18 protein-coding genes are annotated in these 21,582 nt (G+C 38.4%); 10 read left to right on the top strand and 8 right to left on the bottom strand.

Annotation, left to right across the window (positions count from 1 at the left end; genetic code table 11):
* Positions 1–147: 147 nt before the first annotated feature.
* Positions 148–1,074 carry a carboxypeptidase-like regulatory domain-containing protein gene (locus GN157_RS17305; protein ID WP_157484730.1) on the top strand — a complete coding sequence of 309 codons (927 nt, stop codon included), beginning with the start codon at positions 148–150 and terminating at the stop codon, positions 1,072–1,074.
* Between the two features lie 86 nt (positions 1,075–1,160).
* Positions 1,161–1,946 carry an alpha/beta fold hydrolase gene (locus GN157_RS17310; protein WP_157484731.1) on the top strand — a complete coding sequence of 262 codons (786 nt, stop codon included), beginning with the start codon at positions 1,161–1,163 and terminating at the stop codon, positions 1,944–1,946.
* 28 nt (positions 1,947–1,974) lie between these two features.
* Here GN157_RS17310 and GN157_RS17315 read toward each other — a convergent pair whose 3' ends face one another.
* From GN157_RS17315 to GN157_RS17330, 4 genes are all read right to left on the bottom strand, one after another.
* Complete coding sequence (locus tag GN157_RS17315; RefSeq protein ID WP_157484732.1) at positions 1,975–4,749, bottom strand: PD-(D/E)XK nuclease family protein; 2,775 nt, start codon at positions 4,747–4,749, stop codon at positions 1,975–1,977.
* Between the two features lie 64 nt (positions 4,750–4,813).
* Complete coding sequence (locus tag GN157_RS17320) at positions 4,814–6,202, bottom strand: OmpA family protein (RefSeq protein WP_157484733.1); 1,389 nt, start codon at positions 6,200–6,202, stop codon at positions 4,814–4,816.
* Between the two features lie 110 nt (positions 6,203–6,312).
* On the bottom strand, positions 6,313–7,506 hold the full coding sequence (kbl, locus tag GN157_RS17325; RefSeq protein ID WP_157484734.1) for a glycine C-acetyltransferase: 1,194 nt from the start codon (positions 7,504–7,506) through the stop codon (positions 6,313–6,315).
* 38 nt (positions 7,507–7,544) lie between these two features.
* Positions 7,545–10,697 carry a UvrD-helicase domain-containing protein gene (locus GN157_RS17330; protein WP_317163556.1) on the bottom strand — a complete coding sequence of 1,051 codons (3,153 nt, stop codon included), beginning with the start codon at positions 10,695–10,697 and terminating at the stop codon, positions 7,545–7,547.
* A gap of 123 nt (positions 10,698–10,820) precedes the next feature.
* On the opposite strand from GN157_RS17330, the gene GN157_RS17335 reads away from it, so the two are divergent.
* Positions 10,821–11,429, top strand: a complete 609-nt coding sequence (locus GN157_RS17335; protein ID WP_035133274.1) for a superoxide dismutase — start codon at positions 10,821–10,823, stop codon at positions 11,427–11,429.
* Between the two features lie 309 nt (positions 11,430–11,738).
* On the opposite strand, the gene GN157_RS17340 is transcribed toward GN157_RS17335, so the two are convergent.
* Both GN157_RS17340 and GN157_RS17345 read right to left on the bottom strand, forming a co-directional pair.
* Positions 11,739–13,637, bottom strand: a complete 1,899-nt coding sequence (locus GN157_RS17340) for an amidophosphoribosyltransferase (protein WP_157484735.1) — start codon at positions 13,635–13,637, stop codon at positions 11,739–11,741.
* Between the two features lie 57 nt (positions 13,638–13,694).
* A complete protein-coding gene (locus GN157_RS17345; RefSeq protein ID WP_157484736.1) occupies positions 13,695–14,639 on the bottom strand; it encodes a PfkB family carbohydrate kinase in 945 nt (314 codons plus the stop codon).
* 202 nt (positions 14,640–14,841) lie between these two features.
* On the opposite strand from GN157_RS17345, the gene GN157_RS17350 reads away from it, so the two are divergent.
* On the top strand, positions 14,842–15,348 hold the full coding sequence (locus GN157_RS17350) for a VOC family protein (protein ID WP_157484737.1): 507 nt from the start codon (positions 14,842–14,844) through the stop codon (positions 15,346–15,348).
* An 84-nt stretch (positions 15,349–15,432) separates the two neighbouring features.
* A complete protein-coding gene (locus GN157_RS17355) occupies positions 15,433–15,828 on the top strand; it encodes a hypothetical protein (protein WP_157484738.1) in 396 nt (131 codons plus the stop codon).
* Positions 15,829–15,830: 2 nt separating this feature from the next.
* Here the strand turns inward: GN157_RS17355 and rnhA are convergent, their stop codons facing one another.
* Both rnhA and purN read right to left on the bottom strand, forming a co-directional pair.
* Complete coding sequence (gene rnhA / locus GN157_RS17360; protein WP_157484739.1) at positions 15,831–16,310, bottom strand: ribonuclease HI; 480 nt, start codon at positions 16,308–16,310, stop codon at positions 15,831–15,833.
* Positions 16,311–16,362: 52 nt separating this feature from the next.
* A complete protein-coding gene (gene purN, locus GN157_RS17365) occupies positions 16,363–16,926 on the bottom strand; it encodes a phosphoribosylglycinamide formyltransferase (protein ID WP_157484740.1) in 564 nt (187 codons plus the stop codon).
* A gap of 180 nt (positions 16,927–17,106) precedes the next feature.
* On the opposite strand from purN, the gene GN157_RS17370 reads away from it, so the two are divergent.
* The 5 genes from GN157_RS17370 to pyk all read left to right on the top strand — a co-directional run bounded on the left by GN157_RS17370 (position 17,107) and on the right by pyk (position 21,576).
* A complete protein-coding gene (locus GN157_RS17370; protein WP_019037482.1) occupies positions 17,107–17,343 on the top strand; it encodes an acyl carrier protein in 237 nt (78 codons plus the stop codon).
* Between the two features lie 193 nt (positions 17,344–17,536).
* A complete protein-coding gene (gene fabF, locus GN157_RS17375; protein WP_035133256.1) occupies positions 17,537–18,790 on the top strand; it encodes a beta-ketoacyl-ACP synthase II in 1,254 nt (417 codons plus the stop codon).
* A gap of 10 nt (positions 18,791–18,800) precedes the next feature.
* Positions 18,801–19,541, top strand: a complete 741-nt coding sequence (rnc, locus tag GN157_RS17380) for a ribonuclease III (protein ID WP_035133434.1) — start codon at positions 18,801–18,803, stop codon at positions 19,539–19,541.
* A 116-nt stretch (positions 19,542–19,657) separates the two neighbouring features.
* Positions 19,658–20,143, top strand: a complete 486-nt coding sequence (locus GN157_RS17385; RefSeq protein ID WP_035133254.1) for an IPExxxVDY family protein — start codon at positions 19,658–19,660, stop codon at positions 20,141–20,143.
* Positions 20,144–20,145: 2 nt separating this feature from the next.
* A complete protein-coding gene (gene pyk, locus GN157_RS17390) occupies positions 20,146–21,576 on the top strand; it encodes a pyruvate kinase (protein WP_157484741.1) in 1,431 nt (476 codons plus the stop codon).
* The last annotated feature ends 6 nt before the right edge of the window (positions 21,577–21,582 follow it).

A 21,582-nucleotide genomic window follows, 5' to 3' on the forward strand; every position in this document is an offset into this window, starting at 1 on the left:
GATAAAAACTACTCTCGAACTACAAATACTCAATACCTCCTTTCGGGTAAAACGTATCAATTATCAATCTATACATCCTCATAATATTACACGTTAAACAACGTTAACATGACACAGTATACTGTGTCATGTTAAGCATCAATAATCATGAATATAAAAGGTTTATCAACAACACTTATTCTTTTACTCTGGCCTGTAGCACTACTTTCTCAGTCTTACCAGGTAAAAGTTATTGATTCTGTCACAAAAGAACCATTAGAGTTGGCAACATTAAGATTACTTAAAAACGATTATACCCTCTTCTCAAACAATAAAGGTTCTTTTGATCTAAAACTTACACAGGAAGAGGAAGCAGAAATATCATATATAGGCTATAAAACAAAAAAGATAACTGTTGCTAAAAAAGACACCCTCGTAAACTTAGTATCACAGCCTAATTTTCTTTCAGAAATAGTTCTCGAAAAAACGGTTAACTATACACACTCAAAAAAAATAAAATCAGAAAACAGGCCGGACCAGTATTTTGGTTTTCAGTTTGGGACAGAAAATTGCACCTATATACCTAATAAAGAAAAGAAAAAGGGAAAAGTAACAAGCATAATGCTTTATCATAAAAAACTAAGAAGTATGAATTTTGTTGACTCGGCTCTTGGTCGTGACAAAAATTGTAAAGGATGTAAAGTTGATTATCTGGCTTCATATAAAATTAGCTTTTACGAATATGACAGCAAGTCCAAAAAACCCGGAGCTGTAATTTATGATAAAGAAATTATTGTATACCCTAAAAACGCATCAGGAAAATTTAGCATTGATTTAGATTCGCTTTCAGTACCTTTCCCTGCAAACGGTATTTGTGTTGGTGTAGAATTAATCAACACAAAGTACAATGAACCTAAATCGACTTTTGCATTTATAGGACCAACTTTAGGGTTTTATGAATACAAAGAGAATGGGTTACCAAAATCATGGATTAGATACAGAAATGAAGGATGGGAATTTAGTCATGTTACCACCCGATATGATAAAGGAAAAAGGTCAAATGCTATGGCGGTTGATATTTCGATAAAAAACTGATATGAAAATAAAACTTTGCTTGCTCTTTTCTTTACAGATAGATTAATTTTGCAGTCAATTACCCCTAATCCCTCACACAAAACAAGTTGAAACATATTCACTATAAAAACTCGACTGTAAGTTATACCGATACCGGAGACGGTCCTGCCCTTGTGCTGCTACACGGCTTTTTGGAAAACAGTAATATGTGGAAACACTACATAACCGAGTTCTCCAAACACTACCGTGTTATTACTGTAGATCTTTTGGGGCACGGGCAAACCGACTGCATAGGTTACATTCATACTATGGAAGATATGGCAGATGCTGTATATGCCGTATTGGAAGATTTAGGAATAACCGAAGCTGTTTTTACAGGACATTCCATGGGCGGATATGTAGCACTGGCAATAGCCGAGTTGTACCCTGATGCGGTTAAAGGTATTGTATTGCAAAACTCAACCTCAAAAGCCGATAGTGAAGAGCGAAAACTTAACCGCGACAGAGCCATTAATGCCGTAAAGCAAAGTTATGCCAACTTTGTTCGCCTTGCCATTGCTAATCTTTTTAGCGAAGAAAACAGGGAACGCCTAACGGCAGAGATTGAATCGGTGCGTAATGAAGCCCTTAAAACTCCGGTTCAGGGAATAGTTGCCGCACTGGAAGGCATGAAAATACGTAAGGACCGAGAAGTACTACTACACACAACAGATATACCTGTACTCCTGATATTAGGTAAAAAAGACCCGGTAATGAACTATCAGGACAGCCTTAGCCAGTTGGATGATACTAACGTAAAACTTATTACCTACCCTGACGGACACATGGCACATATAGAGAACAGGGAAACCCTTACAGCCGACCTGTTACAGTTTTACAAAGCAATCCTGTAAACAGTACACAAACAACAAACAAAGCATTCTAATCCAGTTTTTCCTCAAAAGGAATATCAGGATTAAGTATTTCATTTATCAGCCCTATAAGCTCTGTTTTGAACTCAGCCAGCATATCGGCGTCAATACTGTTAACAACTGGTGCGCTACGCTCTGTACCTTCCTTAAAACTAAAGTTCATAAACCCGGTTTTCATATTCTTGAAAGATATGATTCCCGCTTCGGTCTCCATACCGTTTACGTTCGGCTCATACATAAAAGCATAGGTAAGCAGCTGAATTATCTTTTCGTTTTTAATATCGGCAGGTAATCCTTCCCAGGTTTTAAGTACAAGATTGTTTTTCTCTACCTTACCGGTTTTGTAATCTACTATCCTAATTTTACCATTACGCTGTTCAATACGGTCAATATTACCCGATATTTTCACGGCATACGGTAGCCTGCTGTCTTCCAGCCAGCGTTCAAAGGTTTCTTCCAGCGCCAGTACTTTTACGGCATCACCTTCTTCTATCAGCCTTCGTTCCTGCTTTAGCAGATTGTGTACATTACGTTTTGCCACCTCAAAAGCGAGTAGGTTACGCCCTTTTTTAATCTCGCCTTCCTTATATACCAAAACAAACTGACGCATTACCTCATCATCAGCTAAAGCTTTCATGCCGTCTATATCCTGAACGGTAAGGAATTTACCCAGAAAAGGCTTGTAGAGTTCCTCCAATGCACCGTGAATTATAGTACCAAGGGTATTAAGAGCAATACTCTCCTCTACCTCATCCACCTCACGGATACGCAATACCCTTTGATAGTAAAACTGTATTGGGTTACGAATATAACCCGTTAATGCCGATGGCGAAAAACCTCGTCCTGTAGCTATCTCCTTTAGCCTCTCCATAACTTTATCTGACTTTTGTATCAGCATGGGCTCATAAGCCTTATCAGGCAGGTAGGCATTGTAAATTGTACTCTCAAGGTTATGCAGTGGTTTTTTCTCAATTTCAAGTTGCGTTAAAAAACGGCTGCGCTCTCCTGCATCAAGTCCTTCACTTTCGGTATTGTACAGCAGGTAAATGTTTTTTGCCCTCATGAGCAAATGGTAAAAGTGGTAACTGTAAATCGCATCTTTTTCCTTATAGGTAGGCAATCCCAGTTCCCTTTTCACATCATAGGGAATAAATGAGTTTTGGGTTTTCCCCGATGGGAATTTCCCCTCATTCATTGAGGTTATAATAACATTTTCAAAATCAAGCACACGGCTTTCCAGTACCCCCATAACCTGTAATCCGGTTAACGGCTCCCCTTCAAAAGAAACCTCAGCCAGTTCTACCACCTGTTTGTAAATGGTATAAAGTACGGCTAGGTTATTCAGTTCAGGGTGTGAGTCGGCATAATTAATCAGCTTATTGATCACCTTAAATACCGAATATAAAAAGGCTTTGGCTATTTTTTCCTCCTCATCGTCATTCCCCATAAATTCTTTAAGCATCAACAGTATATCTGACAGTCGACCCAGCACCGATTTCACATCATTATCCCATCGTTCAAACAGTAGGGTAAAGAAAGGTAAAGCCTCTCCCTGTATTTCAAACAGTTTATTAAGCGAGAAGAAGGTAATATTGTTTTTATTGATTACATCTACCAGATGAGAAGCTCCCGAATGTGGCTCAACCAAAGGATGCGTTAGTACATCCAGCACCTCCCTATAGTACAACGTATAACTGGTTTCACTCCTGTTAATGGCATTGGTATGCATTTTAAACAACTTCTGGATAAGCAGCTGTGCGGGGTTGTTCTTACTACTGTACCCCATAGTAATGTTAAGGCTACCTACGCTGTTTGGCAAACTGTACAGCATTGGGATAAGCATATTTTCCTCCCCAAGTACCAGTGCCGTTTTATCCAGCCCGTGTCCTTCGCTCTGTAGTTTCTCTACAAGCTGCCCTGCAATTTTTGCCTGACCAACAGTTTTTGGCGTACCAATAATCTTTATATTCTTTTCTTTGCTAAAATCGTTAGCAATCCACTCAAAAGGCTGTGTATGGTATTCCCTCCACGATTGCTTAAAGCGTCTTATAAAAAGCCCCGCATCATGATAAGGGTCATTTAAAAAAGTTTCGTCTATATCCCAGTAAATTTCTGCCTGCCCTGACGAAAGCAAATGTCTTATAATACGTTCTTCGGCAGCATTAAGCGCATTGAACCCGGCAAAAATCAGTTTGTGTTTCTTAAAGGCATTTGAAAAATGGTTGATATTACCAACTGCCTCCCTGTAAACCAGCCCCTGATATCCTGCCTCTTTTTTAAGCATATGTTCATACAACGCATCATAATACACCGGTAACAAATTCCAAAACTCCAGATAATTCTCTATCATGGTAGTCCTGTTCTCCATATCCAATGACCAGTGCTTAATATCTTCTATATCCTTTAGGTAGGAAAGTACATGTTTAGGATTTAGCAGGTAACGGTCAATCTCGTTAAAATCCTGTAGCAGAGTTTTACCCCAGTTGGCAAAATTTTCAAAAGGCTGTTGCTTTTCCTTTTCGGTAAGCCCAAGGTAAACCGAATAAAACTCAAACAGCAACTCAATAGGATCTATAGCCCGAATACCCGAAACGTTTTGCACAAAATCTTCTATACTGATAATCTCCGGTGCAAAAACAGTTGTATTAAGCTGCCTTTTTAAGGCCTCCAAAAGAAAAACTTTCGCCCTTTTATTAGGAAGTACAATAACAATATCCTGTAGCTTATCAGGGTAACTGCTTACTATTTTTTCACTTAGCTTATCAAGAAAAGTATTTTGTGTCATGGTATAAAAATAAAAAAACGCCCTGGAAAAACCGGGGCGTTTCAATTTATTTTAGAGGGTTAACTTATTCTTTGATAAGTTTAACTTCAACCCTTCTGTTTTGTGCTTTACCAGCTCTCGTTTTGTTAGAAGCAATTGGTTTAGTTTCACCAAAACCTACAGCTCTTAATCTGTCGGTATTTATACCATGCTCAACAAGATAAGTTTTAACAGCCTGGGCTCTGTTTTCAGATAATGTTTGGTTAAGTGCATTACTACCATCGCTATCTGTGTGACCTTCTAAGCTAAATTTAGCATGAGGGTACTCTTTTAAGATTTCTTTCATGTTCTCAAGTACTTCATAAGTCTCTTCTTTGAAAGTAGCTTTACCACTATTGAACAGGATAGTTCTTGCATAGTCGTTAAGTTGTTTCATAACTTCTTCAGTAACTTCAGGACATCCGCGGTTAGCAGCAGTACCTTTAACTTCAGGACACATATCGTCTTTGTCTAGTACACCGTCACCGTCTGAATCCGGCCATGGGCAACCGCCGTTTTCTTTTGGTCCTGCCTCATTTGGACATTTATCATCTTTATCGGCAATACCGTCACCGTCAGCATCAGGACATCCCTGTAGTGATTTAACACCTGCTTCATCCGGACAAGCATCATTTTTATCAGGGATACCGTCACCATCTCTATCAGGACATCCGTTAAACTCAGCAGTACCTGCTTCTGTCGGACATTCATCATCTTTATCAGGAATACCGTCACCATCTGTATCAGGACATCCCTGGAATTCTTTTAGACCTGGGTCGTTAGGACATAAGTCGTCTTTATCGTAGATACCATCCTTATCTGTATCTTTTCCTCCAAATTTGAAAGTAAGACCCGCCATGTGCTGGAAGTGAGAAGGAAGTTCCATTCTAGTATCAGCAAATGATTTTTTGTAACCAGACTGAAGTGTTAAAGCTACGTTTTCAGTAAACCAGAAGTTAAACTGAGCACCAAAGTTAAATGTAGCATCACCGTTGTCATCCATCCAAGTGTAACCTCCACCTACATAAAGTGCAGGGTCAAACCATTTTGAACCGATCATGTTCATGAAGCTGTATTTAACAGATGCATCAAGACCATAGTAACTTACATCACCAGGATTGATTACTGTACGCTCTCCGCCTTCTTTAACTACAAGCTTGTCGATTTTGTTAACCGATCCTGTTAAACCAACCGAAAGGTTTTGCCCAACATAACGGGAAACATTTAAATAAGAAACTGAAGGAATGATATTCCAGTGATCCTTAGCATCAAAGAACTGACTGAATCTATCACCAAAATCATCAGCTGTACTGGTTCTGGTATCAACTGCATTGACACCAAAAGACACAGCCCACGGGTTGTTTTCGTCCTGCGCGTGAGCATTTAAGCCCACTGCCATGCATGCAGCAACGATTAGTTTGTTAAGATGTTTCATACTTTTTTATTTTAATTACAAATAGGTTATAGTAGACAAATTTAGCGTGTTACAAAATAACAACAAAACTATTTAATACAAATTATCCTACTTAAAAACCGAAAATGTAGTTAAATTATCGTTAATTCTTCCCCTACTTCAGTAAAAGCAGCGATTGCCTTGTCCAAATGTTCTTTAGTATGAGCAGCAGAAAGTTGTACTCTTATTCTTGCTTTATCTTTAGGAACAACCGGGTAAAAGAATCCTATAACATAGATTCCTTTTTCAAGAAGCTTATCCGCCATTTCCTGAGAAAGCTTTGCATCATATAGCATTACAGGGACGATAGCAGAATCTCCGTCTATAATATCAAAACCAGCCTTTTTCATACCGGCTTTAAAATAGTTGGTATTCCATTCTAACTGATCTCTTAACTCAGTACTCTCACTTAATAGTTCAAAAACTTTAATTGATGCCCCAACAATTGAAGGCGCCAGCGAGTTAGAGAAAAGGTATGGTCTTGAACGTTGTCTCAATATCTCTATAACCTCTTTTTTAGCTGTAGTATAACCGCCCATAGCACCACCTAAAGCCTTACCAAGGGTACCGGTTATAATATCTACCCTACCCATTACATTTTTAGCCTCAAGTGTACCTTTACCGGTAGCACCTATAAAACCTGCGGCATGACATTCATCTACCATTACCATAGCATCATACTTATCGGCAAGGTCACAAATCTTATCAAGCGGAGCAACTAAACCATCCATAGAGAAAACACCATCGGTAACGATTAACTTAAATCTTCTTCCGTCTTCGTTAGCTTTTATAAGTTGCTTTTCAAGCTCTTCCATGTTGTTGTTCTCATAGCGGTAACGTCCTGCTTTACAAAGACGAACACCATCAATAATCGAAGCATGGTTAAGACTGTCTGATATAATTGCGTCTTCCTCTCCTAAAAGCGGTTCAAAAACACCTCCGTTAGCATCAAAAGCAGCTGCATAAAGTATAGTATCTTCAGTACCGTAAAAATCAGCAATTTTTTGTTCCAGTGTTTTGTGTATATCCTGTGTACCACAAATAAAACGAACTGAAGACATACCGAAACCGTGAGTATCAAGTGCATCTTTTGCCGCTTTGATTACCTCCGGGTGAGATGAAAGCCCAAGGTAGTTGTTAGCACAAAAGTTAAGTACCTTTTGTCCTGAATCAAGGGTAATTTCTGCTCCCTGAGGAGAAGCGATAATACGCTCTTTTTTATATAATCCGTTTTCTTTGATAGCATCAAGCTCCTGCTCTAAATAATTCTTGATTTTTCCGTACATAGTTTATCCGTTTAATATTTTTATGGTGTAAATCAACTCTAATTTTGCGACAAATGTACCACATTTATGGTTTCTCCTATATAGACTAATGCTTTTTTAGCAACTTCAAAGCCCATTTCCTGTAGTGCCTTTTCATATTCCGCCAACTGCTTTTCATATTTGGGCTGATGTGCTCCCGTTTTATAATCCAGCAGCCACGCTTTATTTCCTTTAACAGCCACCCTGTCGGGTTTAATATTTTGTATATTTCTCCTTATTATATTCTGCTCATTGAATACTGTAACGCCTTCGGCAAAAAAGACTTGTAATTCTTCATGATTTACTACTGACTCCAGGCTTTGCTTAATTTCCTGCTCCTGAGCAGCTGTTACTAAACCGGCCTCTATTGCCTTAATAACCGCAAGGTCAATATCTGAAGCTGTCTCAATGAACGACAATATTTCGTGCATTACATTACCAAACTCAATTGCCTTTAACTGGTTAGTACCCCACATTAATGATTCACGTTGTGCGATTTTAACCCCACGCGGACTAAATCTTTCTCCAACTACCTTAATCGTTTCCTGATGTGAGACATATTCCTCACTATCAGAAATCTTATCGGGACTACCAAACTCATATTCCAAATCTGTATCATTATAGAGTCCTTTTTGCATAAGATACTTTATAAAATAAGACGACATATTATTGGTAAGTTCTCCTTTTGAAGTAAAGTTTTTACCCGAAACTATATACAGTTGCTCCTCGGCACGGGTAAGTGCCACATACAGTATATTAATATTGTCCAGTAATTCTTCCTGTGATTTTATATGATAAAGCTGTGAGGCTTTTTCACCATATTCAGCTACTTCCTTTTTACTGTCAATAAGTGCTTTTTGAAAACCAAGGGTATCATCATCCAGCTCCAGCCACATTTTACTGCGGGGTGATTTAGCATAATCCTCTTCGGCAAAAGGGAAAATCACAACCGGAAACTCCAGTCCTTTTGATTTATGTATGGTCATTATACGTACTGCATCATTCCCTTCGGGAGACGGAATACTGAATTTTGACCCATTGTTATCCCAGTACTCCAGAAAATCCGATATACCCGACTGACTCCTTACATCTTTTTCCAATACAAGATCCAGAAAATACTGTACGTAAGACTGGTTACTCTTATCTTTTATAAAGGCATCTATAATACTTTCTACAGCTTCATACAGCGAACGCTTTCTGCAATTCCTAAAGGAGATATGTATACCATATTCTCCAAGCCAGTTTTCCAGCTGCTCCTCATTAGGCTGCTCCATACCCTCACTGATAAAATCGTGGGTTTTCTCTCCCATACCCTGACTGGTAGCCGCAAAATATAAAAAGTGTGCTTTAGCTTCCTTATTAGCATTACTTTTTAAATAGCGTAATAGATTAATGATAAGCTTAACCTCAGCGGCATTTTCAATTAGCAATGTTTCGGAAGAAAGTATTGGGATTTTATTCTCGGTTAAAAAATTAGCCAACAACACCCCCGGTTGCCTCTTGCGGGTAAGTAAAACGATATCCCTGTAAGCAAAACCTTTCTCCCTAACCTTTTGTATGGTTTGGAGCACCGCCTCAAGGTACAGTTGGTTTTTATCGGGTGCATCCTCTGCATGATCCTGTTGCTGAACCTCCGGAAGGAAAGATATGTTTACATACCCTCCCGTTTTGCTGTTAAAGTCCTGCCTGCTATGATTAGCATACAAATCCTTATAATCAGGATCATCAAATTCGCCCGAGAGCATAGAGAACAGCTCGTTATTAAAATTAATCACCTCGCTGTAACTCCTGTAGTTTTGTCCCAGTTCGATAATCTCCTTATCAGGATTGGAAAACGGATTGTATTCCTTACTGAGTTCTATAAACTGTTCGGCCTTACCGCCACGCCAGCGATAAATAGACTGTTTAGGGTCGCCCACTACCATAAGCGAACCTTTTACCCCCATATCTTCAGATGCCAGAGAGTTATCGATAAGCGGAATCAGATTAAACCACTGCATTTGTGAAGTATCCTGAAATTCATCAATAAAAAAGTGCCTGTATCTTTCTCCTAACCTTTCATAAATAAAAGGCGCAGGCTGATTTTGAATTTCCCTGTATATAATAGCATTGAATTCGGATATCGAAAGTACGTTCTGCTCTTTCTGGATACGCTCCAGTTCCTGGCTTATGGAATTAAGTAGTGATAACGGCGTAATATTTTTAAGGAAAGCTTCATAGAAATTCTTTTTCTCATAATTCACATAAGCCCTTTTTAGCATCGCAATCAACTCACCCGAAATACCCTCGATTATCTCTCTGTCTTTCGAAGCCTTATTTACAGCTATATCTTCCGGTTCGTGGTATTTTTTATGAGTAGATTTCAGTTCCCCTTTTTGTATATAGCCAACATGGTTAGGAAATGTCCCTCTGGAAAATGATTTTAGGTCAATCCCTTTTTGTTCCAAAAGAGCGAAAATAGCATCGGCAGTCTGCCTGCTGTCCTCTTCAAGCTGTTCAATATTCTGTTTAAGTTTCTCTTTTATAAAAAGAAATTCCTCAATGGGTTTATCACTAAATTGCGCTACCTCATTACGGTTGTTCTCATTGATAAGCAGCTTACCTATTTCAAATAACTCGTAGGTAACATCCCAACTCTTATCATTATCGGTTTTATCTACCGAGAAATCCACAAGCAAGTTGGTAAGCACATCATTCTCCCCTGCTTTTGCAATAATAGCATCAACAGCCTCCTGAAGCAGGTTTTCGGTTTCAAGCGATACATCAAAAGATACCGAAAGATTAAGATCGTGTGCAAAAGCACGTATTACCTTATGTGTAAACCTATCGATAGTAGAGATGTCAAACGAAGCATAATTATGGATTATATGTTTAATTATGGCTTTCGATTTATCTTTAATAGTAGCCAGTGTGAGTCCGGTTTCTGCCGAAAGTGTTTTCATCAAACCTTCCGCTTTAATATCGGGTTCGTTTTTAGAAAATTCAGACAGGTTAGCAATAATCCTGTTTTTCATTTCCTCTACCGCCTTATTGGTAAAAGTAATGGCCAGTATTTTTCTGTAAACATCGTCGCTTCCTGCCAGCAGAAGTATCTTTAAATACTCTTTTACAAGCATGTAGGTTTTTCCCGAGCCCGCAGAAGCGTTGTATATTGAAAAAGCAGCTTTTTTCACTCTGTTTTTTTATGGTATTAGCATTTAGTAAGATAAATTATAACAAAATCTTATTTCGTTATAAAGCGTAAAATTTCTAAATTTGGATTAAAATTAATATTAATCTTTAAATTTTGACATATTATGGCTTTTGAATTACCAAAACTTCCGTATGCGTATGATGCGCTGGAGCCACATATTGATGCCCGCACTATGGAAATACACCATACAAAGCACCATAATGCATATACTACCAACCTAAATAACGCCATAGCAGGAACTGACTTAGAAGGTAAAACAATTGAAAATATTTTAATTAACCTTGACCCGGCTAACGGTGCGGTTAGAAATAACGGTGGCGGTTTTTACAACCACAACCTGTTTTGGCAAATACTTTCTCCAAAAGGTGGAGGCCAGCCAACAGGTGAACTTGAAGCTGCTATAGAAAAAGCTTTTGGTTCTTTTGAAGAGTTCAAAGCAAAATTCTCTAAAGCTGCCGCTACACAATTTGGCTCTGGATGGGCTTGGTTATGTGTTCACAAAGGTGGTAAACTTGAAGTTTGCGCTACTCCAAACCAAGACAACCCGCTAATGCCGGAAGTAGGTTGCGGAGGTACTCCAATACTTGGACTTGACGTTTGGGAACACGCTTACTACCTAAACTACCAAAACAGAAGACCTGACTATATTGAGGCTTTCTTTAACGTAGTAAACTGGGAAGAAGTAGCAAGACGTTATGCTAACGAAAAATAAAAGTTATCAAAAAGTAAATACTTTTTGATACAACAATAAAAAAAGGGAGTTCATTTGAGCTCCCTTTTTTGCTGTAAACAGCAATATATTAAACGATTGAAATGCTTTTTAAAATAAGAAGGGGAAACAATGTTTCCCCTTCTTTGCCCCCAAAAATACCGTAAAAATTAATTTACTAATGCTATTTTGCTGTAAAAGTAAGATTACGATTGATATTTTGCAAGTTTTTCGGTCAAAAATCAGGTAAAAAGTTCAAATAATCGACGAAATGCAATTTTCACCCCTGATTAACAGACCTTTGAAACCTGATTAGTAGGCTCTTGCATCATTTCCTTCGTAAAAATTAATAAAGGCTCTGTTAACCACACGGTTACCTCCCGGGGTAGGGTATTCACCTGTAAAATACCAGTCACCTAAATTCTTCGGACACGCCTTGTGAAGATTCTCTACACTTTGGTAAATAATCTTAACTTCAGCATCAATTTCATCCGAACTTAGCATCTCAGCTATTTTGTTAGAAATCTCTTCATCTGTAAACGGTGCATAAAACTCTTTCACATAGTTTATCACCTCGTTATCAGGAAGATTTTCCTGCGCTTTTGATTTCTTGTAAACATCTTCCACAATATGCTCCATACCTCTTTCAATAAGAAGCTCATGAGCCGCCTTAAAGGCAATAAGACCTTCAAGTTTCGCCATATCGATACCATAACAGTCAGGGTACCTGATTTGCGGAGCAGAAGAAACCACAACAATACGCTTAGGGTTAAGCCTGTCCATCATTTTAATGATGCTCTTTTTAAGCGTAGTCCCCCTTACAATACTGTCGTCAATAATAACCAGGTTATCTTCCGGCTTAATAACACCATAAGTAACATCATAAACGTGAGCCACTAAGTCGTCCCTGCTACTGTCTTCAGTAATAAAGGTTCTTAGTTTAGCATCTTTAATAGCTACTTTCTCTGTACGGATTTTGACCGAAAGTAATTCCCTAAGGCTATCTTCTGTTAATGTATCCTTGTTATCAAGTATATAATCGTTCTTTCTTTTATTAAGGAAGTCCTGTGCCGCCTCAACCATACCAAAGAAAGAAGTTTCTGCTGTATTAGGAATATATGAGAATACTGCATTATCTGTATCGCTTTCAATTGCCTCAAGTACCTGTGGCAACACTAAACGACCTAGTTGCTTACGCTCTTCATATATCTCGGCATCACTACCTCTTGAGAAATAAATCCTTTCAAACGAACATGCTTTTTTAGGCAATGCCGGATTAATCTCCTCAATGTTCATGCTACCGTCTTTCTTAACGATTACTGCATGCCCCGGATCTAACTCCTGAACTGCATCAAACGGAACATTGAAAACGGTTTGGATAACCGGCCTTTCTGAAGCAACTACCACAATTTCATCATCCTGGTAGTAGTATGCCGGACGGATACCTGCAGGATCTCGCATCACAAAAGCATCTCCGTGTCCCATCATACCTGCCATAGCATAACCACCATCCCATTTTTTAGACGCGCGCTTAAGTATATTTGCAATATTTAGTCTCTTAGCAATTTCTGCAGAAGCTTCCAGTTTAGTGAAACCTTCTTTTTTACATTCCTGATATAAATCAATCACCTCTTCATCAAGGAAGTGACCTATTTTTTCCATTACAGTTACCGTATCGGCAAGTTCTTTAGGGTGCTGCCCTAACTCTACAAGGCTATCAAAAAGCTCCTTAACGTTAGTAAGGTTAAAGTTACCTGCAACGATAAGGTTGCGGTGCATCCAGCTGTTTTGGCGAAGGAAAGGGTGAACACTCTCTATACTGTTTTTACCAAACGTACCATATCTTACGTGCCCTAAGTATACTTCTCCAACATAAGGTACATTTTCTTTTTGAAGCTGCACATCGTTAGCATATTCAGGATGCGCAATCATCTCCTCATTAATCCTTCCGTTTATCTGAGTAAATATATCCTGTATAGGTTGTTGTTTGTTAGAACGTATCCTGCTTATGTAGCGCTGACCCGGCTTAACATCCATTTTCACACTCGCAAACCCGGCACCATCCTGCCCGCGGTTATGCTGTTTTTCCATCAGCAAATACATTTTTTGCACTCCGTAAAAGGCCGTACCGTATTTCTCTTTATAATACTCTAAAGGCTTACGTAATCTTAAAAGTGCTATACCACATTCATGCTTTAAAGCGTCGCTCATAGTTGTGTTATTGTCGTGTTTATTAAAAAAAGCCCCACAATGAGGCCTTAGTATTTTTTACTCTTCTTCGTTTTCTAAATCCAGCGATATATCAAACTGGGTTAATGCCTTAAACTGCTGCAGGCGGTCTATGACCTCTTCCTTGGAAACATTTTCCATTCGTTGGGTACCAAACTGCTCTACGCAAAATGAAGCAAGGGTCGAACCATAAATTATGGCGTTCTTCATATTTTTGAACGACAGGTTTTCGCTTTGGGCTATATAACCTGTAAATCCTCCTGCAAACGTATCTCCTGCTCCTGTTGGGTCAAACACCTCTTCAAGCGGAAGTGCCGGTGCAAAAAACACCTGCTTATCATGAAACAGCAATGCGCCGTGTTCTCCTTTTTTAATCACTACATACTCAGGTCCCATTTCATGGATCTTAGCTGCTGCCTTAACAAGAGAATATTCTCCCGTTAGCTGTCTTGCCTCTTCGTCATTAACGGTAATAACATCTACACGCTTAATAACTTCCTTTAGTTCAGGCAGGGCACAGTCCATCCAAAAGTTCATGGTATCAAGCACAACAAGCTTAGGTGCTTTCTCCATTTGGTCAAGCACACTAATTTGTACCAAAGGGTGCAGGTTACCCAGCATTACCACATCGGCATCTTTGAAGTTTTGAGGAACTTTAGGCTGAAAATCGCCAAGTACGTTTAATTGCGTTTCCAGGGTATCCCTTGAGTTAAGGTCGTTATGGTAACGTCCTTTCCAGAAAAAGGTTTTTCCGCCTTTTACCACCTCGATGGCCGAAACGTCAATTCCCCTGTTTGTAAATAAGTCGATATGCTCTTGAGGAAAGTCTTCTCCTACTACTGAAACGATGGCCGACTTCACTTTGAAAAAAGAAGACGCTAAGCCAATATAAGTCCCTGCTCCGCCAAGTATCTTATCGGTTTTCCCGAAAGGTGTTTCGATAGCATCAAAAGCAACTGAACCTACAATAAGTAATTTATTCATAAACAGTTTAAAAATGAAGCTGCAAAGATACTCCATAAGTTGGATAACAACAAATTTGTCTATAAATTTCATTTATGCCTGCAACAGCTATTTTTTATAGTTTGTCGGGATATACACCATGCTTTGTCTGTTATTCACCCTTTACCCTCAAACCATTACATATAACTTTGTAATATTCTTAAAATCAATCAAATAATGTATTATGAAAAATTCAAAAAACTTTGAACCGCTTACCGTTAATTTATGGTTTGACAGAAATGCCGAAGAAGCCGCTAAATTTTACACCTCAGTATTTAGTGACGGCAAAATACTAAGCACCACACATTATGGCAAAGAAGGACAGGAAATACACGGTATGCCCGAGGGAGCTGTAATGACCGTTGATTTTATTGCTCACGGCACCAAATTCGTTGGACTAAACGGCGGACCTTTATTTCAACTAAACGAATCGGTTTCCTTTATTATTAAATGTGAAAACCAAGAAGAGGTTGATTACTACTGGGAAAAACTTCGTGAAGGCGGAAACCCCGAATCACAACAGTGCGGTTGGCTTAAAGATCAGTTTGGCGTATCGTGGCAGGTTGTCCCAAATATACTCTACAAATTACTTAGCGACCCCGATAAGACCAAAACAGGCAAAGTAATGAATGCGCTACTGCAAATGAAAAAGCTGGACATCGCAAAACTGGAAGAGGCTTTTAATAGTTAAACACTTTTTCAACAGAAATACGAATAATCCGCTACATTAATTTATAGCGGATTTTTTATATTTTTAACACAACAAACCTCACCTATGAAAAAAGCTTTTAAAACATTATTATCTTTATCTGCCATAGCACTATTAACAGTTTATCTGTTTGTTTTTTCAAATATTGTTTTCCCATGGCAAAAGGATAACGCTATAAAAACCACTTTGGAATGGAGCGGACTTACAGAACTCCCCATTGAAAATAAAAACATAAACATCACTAAACGGGGAAGTATGTTTACAAGACAGTATATTCTTGAATTTACTGCAAACACCAAGGAAATTAAAAATTGGATTAAGAAAAATAAAAAACTGAACAAAATTCAGCTCCGTGAAAGAAACAACACAAAAACCTATGTCATTTCCGGAGAAAAGGGAGCAATAGGCGGAACAGTAAAAATAAAAGACAATCTCGTCATTATAAATATGAGCTGGAGTTAAATCTATAACAACTTATCATCATCAGCCTCATAATAAGCATCAACATTAAGAACAGGTTGCTGTGAGGCCATAACAGCCAACTGATCACAACGTTCGTTTTGAGGGTGGTTATTATGTCCTTTTACCCACTTGAAATCAACCTTGTGTTGCCTGTATATTTTAAGAAAGCGTTTCCATAGGTCGGGATTTTTTTTACCGGCATACCCTTTTTTCTCCCAGCCAAAAACCCAGCCTTTGGTAATGGAGTCAATCACATATTTGGAATCGGACACCACAAGTACCGACATCCCCGGGTTTTTAAGTTTTTCCAAACCAACAATAACAGCCAGCAGTTCCATACGGTTATTGGTCGTTTTCCTGAAACCTTCATAAAATTCCCTTTTATAGCCCGTACCCACCTGTTCCATAACCACACCATAGCCGCCCGGCCCCGGATTTCCCTTAGCCGCGCCATCTGTATATATATGTATTTGGTGACTCATTTTAAAATAATGAAATTGACTTGTTAAACACCCGTAATGGTGAAAAATTAAATTACTTACTCAAAAACTCCTCTATAACTCTAGGGAAATGTTCATGCTCTAAAGCAAGCACTCTTGATGCTACTTCCTGCGGAGTAGTACAGTCTGACACTTTTACCGTAGCCTGAAAAATAATATTCCCTTCGTCATAATTATCATTCACATAGTGTATGGTAATACCTGTCTCCTCCTCTTTATTTTCCAAAACAGCTGTATGCACATGTATACCATACATACCTTTTCCGCCATATTTTGGCAACAGTGCAGGGTGTATATTTACTACCTTATCAGGATACTGAGCTATTATATTAGAAGGGAATTTCCATAAAAATCCGGCTAAAACAATAACATCCGGATTTAAATTTTGCACATTTTTAAGCACAAAATCACCGTTTAACTCCTCTCTGTTAAACACAAAAACAGGCACATTATAGCTTTTTGCCCTGTTAATTGCACCCGCATTTGGGTTGTTAGTAAACAGTCCAACAACATTAAATTCGTCTTTTTTACCGAAATATTCCATGATTTTTTCGGCGTTAGACCCCCCTCCTGAAGCAAAAAGTACTATGTTTTTCATACCTTTTTTAAATTTTTTTCAAAGTGCAAAAAAAAGAATAATAAACTGTAAAATAAAGGCTCTCTGGCAAATTTCTAAAATTAATTTTTTATTTTAGTAGTCACATTTTTTTAGTAAAACATGGTTTTAAAATAAAGTTTTTTATTTTTGCCATCAATTTAAATTCTAAAATTAAAGATTATGTCAGACATTGCATCAAGAGTAAAAGCGATTATCGTAGACAAATTAGGTGTTGACGAAAATGAGGTTGTAACAGAGGCTAGCTTCACAAATGATCTAGGAGCAGATTCACTAGACACTGTTGAGCTTATCATGGAGTTTGAAAAAGAATTCGATATTCAGATTCCAGACGATCAGGCTGAGAACATCTCTACTGTTGGTCAGGCTATTTCTTACATAGAAGAAGCAAAAAAATAATAAATAATATACATCCATGTATCTGATGCATGGATGTTCTTATTTATTGTCTTACCAACTTTTGCGTTAAACGCTTTGATAAAATGAACGGGTTTATCCATTCATAATATATCCTGATGCCCATGTTTTCTTATTATTTTCAATAGAGACGCATGGGTATTGTTCTATAAATTGAAACTATAAAATTTAACTTATGAAATTAAGAAGAGTTGTAGTAACCGGCTTAGGCGCCCTTACACCTATAGGAAACAACGTTGAGGAGTACTGGAACAGCCTTATCAACGGAGTTAGCGGTGCTGCCCCTATTACATATTTTGATACGACTAACTTCAAAACAAAATTTGCCTGCGAAGTAAAAAATTTCAAGGTAGAAGATTTTATAGACAGAAAAGAAGCAAGAAAAATGGACCGTTACGCTCAGTATGCCATTGTTTCTAGCGATGAGGCTGTAAAAGACGCCAATTTTGATTTTGATACACTGGATAAAGACAGAGTAGGTGTAATTTGGGGTTCAGGTATTGGAGGTCTAGAGACTTTCCAGGAAGAAGTAATGAACTTTGCTGCCGGTAACGGTACTCCAAAATTCAACCCTTTCTTTATTCCTAAAATGATAGCTGATATTGCAGGTGGTCACATTTCTATGAAATATGGCTTTAGAGGACCTAACTTCACAACGGTTTCTGCCTGTGCATCATCAACAAACGCTTTAATAGACGCTTTTAACTACATTCGTTTAGGCCATGCAGATGTTATGGTTACCGGAGGTAGTGAGGCTGCCGTTACCATTGCAGGTATGGGTGGTTTTAACGCTATGCACGCGCTTTCTACAAGAAACGACGATCCGCAAACAGCTTCAAGACCAATGGACAAAGACCGCGACGGTTTTGTACTTGGTGAAGGTGCAGGTTCGCTTGTTATTGAAGAGTATGAGCACGCAATTGCAAGGGGCGCTACTATTTACTGCGAAATTGGCGGAGGCGGTATGAGTGCCGACGCTCACCACATTACTGCTCCACACCCAGAAGGGCTTGGTGCTAAAAATGTTATGCTTAACTGTTTAAGGGATGCTGGTTTACAGCCATCAGATGTTGATGCTGTTAATATGCACGGTACATCTACTCCACTTGGAGATATTGCCGAGTCTAAAGCCATACTTGAAGTATTTGGCGAGCACGCATATAACCTTAACCTTAACTCAACAAAGTCCATGACAGGTCACCTTCTTGGTGCTGCCGGGGCTATAGAGGCAATTGCTTCAATACTTTCAATAAAGCACGGAATTGTTCCTCCAACCATCAACCATTTCACTGATGACGAGAACATCGATCCAAAACTAAACTTCACTTTCAACAAAGCTCAGAAAAGAGACGTAAAGGTTGCTATGAGTAACACGTTTGGTTTTGGCGGTCACAATGCGTGCGTATTGGTTAAAAAACTGGAATTATAATTATCCTTTAATGGGCATTATAAAGAAAATATTCAACAAATCCCGCTCTCCTGAAGACGGGATTTTTTTTGAAGAAATGAGAAAAATACTGGGATTTAACCCGGTAGAACTATCACATTACCGAAAAGGGTTTACACACCGCTCTTCAAACAAAACAGATGAAAACGGTAATCCTATAAACTACGAACGTCTTGAGTTTTTAGGAGATGCCATGCTGGGATCTGTAATTGCAGCACACCTGTTTAAAGAGGTACCTACCGGAGACGAAGGCTACCTTACCAAAATGCGCTCTAAAATTGTAAGCCGTGAACACTTAAACGAACTGGGGCGCGATCTTAACCTTATAAAATGGGTTGAGAGTAAAGTATCTGCACAACATTTTGGCGAAAACATACACGGTAACCTTTTTGAGGCCTTTGTAGGAGCTATTTATCTTGACAGAGGTTTTACTTACTGCGAAAAATTCATCAATAAAAAGGTAATTGTACCTTATGTAGACATCCCTAAACTTGAGGGTAAGGTTATTAGCTACAAAAGCCTTGTTATTGAATGGTGCCAAAAAGAAAAAAAACAGTTTCATTACGATGTTTTTGAAGACAACGGTAATGAAGATGTTAAGCATTTTGGTGTACGTTTAAAAATTGACGGAAAAATTGTGGCCAAAGCCAGAGCAACTTCAAAAAAGAAAGCCGAAGAAAAAGCATCCCAAAGAGCCTATTTTGCATTTCAGGAAAAAATTAACAAAAAATAAATGAATTTAACAGTAAACTATAACGTTTTCGTTGATAATTTACCGTTAACTTAATTTTAAGACTATTTTTTGTAAGTTATAAGTAGTATATTTACGCCTTATTATTCAGAATAATAATGGCTATTCACAAACTGCTGATTGATGACTTCGTTACAATCGATTATGAATTAATCGCCATACACTCTTCCCTGGAAGACTACAGGCTGGCATATTTCATTAATCGTGAACTGTCAATTCTCCTTGAAAAAAGCCCAAAAGATATAGAGATCAAGGTTAAAGAAGGTGAAAGCTGTTTTTCAAGGTTCATTTATGAAGACGAGGATAAAGAAATAACCTGGAACCTTCTGGAAAACAAAAACACCATAGTGAGCAAACAACAGGAAAGTATTTCACTGTTTGATGCCGCAGGGTTTGACGTGAGCACTAATGTCTTCCTTTTACCGGAATTCAAAAAAGTGGATTACATTATAAAAATAGAGAACATTTGTGGGAATTTTGCGATTGAGGAGCTTGTGGAAAAGCTACTCAAAATACGTCAGGTTACTACCGCTTATAAAATTGACCACCAAAAACTAAAATCGAAAAACAATTTAATTTTTTAAGAATGCCAACAAATAAAAAAACTAAAATTGTAGCTACACTGGGACCTGCCTGCAGCACAAGAGAGGTAATTAAAGACATGATTGATGCAGGTGTAAACGTTTTCAGGATAAACTTTTCACATGCCGATTATGAGGATGTAAAAGAACGCATCAGCATAATCAGAGGTCTAAGCAACGAGTTTGGTTATAATACCGCTATACTTGCCGACCTTCAGGGTCCAAAACTAAGGGTAGGTGTAATGAAAGAAGATGTTGTAGTAGACAAAGGTGATATAATCACTTTTACAACTGCACAGGACATACTTGGTACTGCCGAGAAAGTATATATGAACTACAAAGAATTCCCTAACGATGTAAATCCGGGAGAAAGAATATTACTGGATGACGGTAAACTTATCTTTGAAGTTCTTGAAACAAACAAAGTAGACGAGGTTAAAGCCGTTGTTGTACAGGGCGGACCTTTAAAATCTAAAAAAGGAGTTAACCTTCCTAATACAAAAGTTTCTTTACCGGCTCTTACCGAAAAAGACGTTAAAGATGCCATCTTTGCTATTAAGCAGGAGGTAGACTGGATTGCTCTTTCATTTGTTAGAACTCCAAAAGACCTTGAAGAACTTCAGGATCTTATCTCAGAGCATTCAGCTTATAAAATTCCAATCGTTGCTAAAATCGAAAAGCCTGAGGCTGTAGAGAACATCGATAAGATTGTTGCTTTTTGTGATGCACTTATGGTGGCTCGTGGTGACCTTGGTGTGGAAGTTCCTGCACAGGAAGTACCGCTTATCCAGAAAAAACTGGTTCACCGTGCTAAAACTGCCCGTATCCCTGTAATCATCGCTACACAAATGATGGAAACCATGATTACAAGCCTTACTCCTACAAGAGCAGAGGTGAATGATGTGGCAAACTCGGTTATGGACGGTGCCGATGCGGTAATGCTTTCAGGTGAAACATCTGTAGGTAGCTACCCGGTACAGGTTATTGAAAAAATGACTCAGATTATCGAATCTGTAGAAGATTCTCCGCTAATCTCAGTTCCTCAAAATACACCACAGGTTAGAACCAAGCGTTTTATAACAAAATCTATTTGTTACCACGCTGCACAAATGGCAAACGTAATTAAAGCAAAAGCTATTTCAACACTAACAAACAGTGGTTATACTGCATTCCAAATCTCGGCATGGAGACCAAATGCACACATACTTGTATATACTTCTAACAAGCGCATACTTGCACAAATGAACCTTTTATGGGGGGTTAATGCTTTTTACTACGATAAGCTAACAAGTACTGACGAAACTGTAGAAGACGTGAATGCAATTGCACACGAAATGAAATATGTAGAGAAAGGTGATATGATTATTAACCTTGTTGCTATGCCGGTTATAGAAAAAGGTATGGTTAACACACTTAGGGTTTCTGAAATAGAGTAGTCTCAC

Origin of the sequence: Flavobacterium rakeshii, from assembly GCF_009741375.1 — a bacterium.
Taxonomy (GTDB): Bacteria; Bacteroidota; Bacteroidia; order Flavobacteriales; family Flavobacteriaceae; genus Flavobacterium; species Flavobacterium rakeshii.

What these genes read in the sequence shown, in the direction of transcription:
- GN157_RS17305 (WP_157484730.1), top strand. Translation starts at nt 148, where the DNA reads ATGAATATAAAAGGTTTATCAACAACACTTATTCTTTTACTCTGGCCT.
- GN157_RS17315 (WP_157484732.1), bottom strand. Translation starts at nt 4,749, where the DNA reads ATGACACAAAATACTTTTCTTGATAAGCTAAGTGAAAAAATAGTAAGC.
- GN157_RS17320 (WP_157484733.1), bottom strand. Translation starts at nt 6,202, where the DNA reads ATGAAACATCTTAACAAACTAATCGTTGCTGCATGCATGGCAGTGGGC.
- kbl (WP_157484734.1), bottom strand. Translation starts at nt 7,506, where the DNA reads ATGTACGGAAAAATCAAGAATTATTTAGAGCAGGAGCTTGATGCTATC.
- GN157_RS17335 (WP_035133274.1), top strand. Translation starts at nt 10,821, where the DNA reads ATGGCTTTTGAATTACCAAAACTTCCGTATGCGTATGATGCGCTGGAG.
- GN157_RS17340 (WP_157484735.1), bottom strand. Translation starts at nt 13,637, where the DNA reads ATGAGCGACGCTTTAAAGCATGAATGTGGTATAGCACTTTTAAGATTA.
- GN157_RS17345 (WP_157484736.1), bottom strand. Translation starts at nt 14,639, where the DNA reads ATGAATAAATTACTTATTGTAGGTTCAGTTGCTTTTGATGCTATCGAA.
- GN157_RS17350 (WP_157484737.1), top strand. Translation starts at nt 14,842, where the DNA reads ATGAAAAATTCAAAAAACTTTGAACCGCTTACCGTTAATTTATGGTTT.
- GN157_RS17355 (WP_157484738.1), top strand. Translation starts at nt 15,433, where the DNA reads ATGAAAAAAGCTTTTAAAACATTATTATCTTTATCTGCCATAGCACTA.
- rnhA (WP_157484739.1), bottom strand. Translation starts at nt 16,310, where the DNA reads ATGAGTCACCAAATACATATATATACAGATGGCGCGGCTAAGGGAAAT.
- purN (WP_157484740.1), bottom strand. Translation starts at nt 16,926, where the DNA reads ATGAAAAACATAGTACTTTTTGCTTCAGGAGGGGGGTCTAACGCCGAA.
- GN157_RS17370 (WP_019037482.1), top strand. Translation starts at nt 17,107, where the DNA reads ATGTCAGACATTGCATCAAGAGTAAAAGCGATTATCGTAGACAAATTA.
- fabF (WP_035133256.1), top strand. Translation starts at nt 17,537, where the DNA reads ATGAAATTAAGAAGAGTTGTAGTAACCGGCTTAGGCGCCCTTACACCT.
- rnc (WP_035133434.1), top strand. Translation starts at nt 18,801, where the DNA reads ATGGGCATTATAAAGAAAATATTCAACAAATCCCGCTCTCCTGAAGAC.
- GN157_RS17385 (WP_035133254.1), top strand. Translation starts at nt 19,658, where the DNA reads ATGGCTATTCACAAACTGCTGATTGATGACTTCGTTACAATCGATTAT.
- pyk (WP_157484741.1), top strand. Translation starts at nt 20,146, where the DNA reads ATGCCAACAAATAAAAAAACTAAAATTGTAGCTACACTGGGACCTGCC.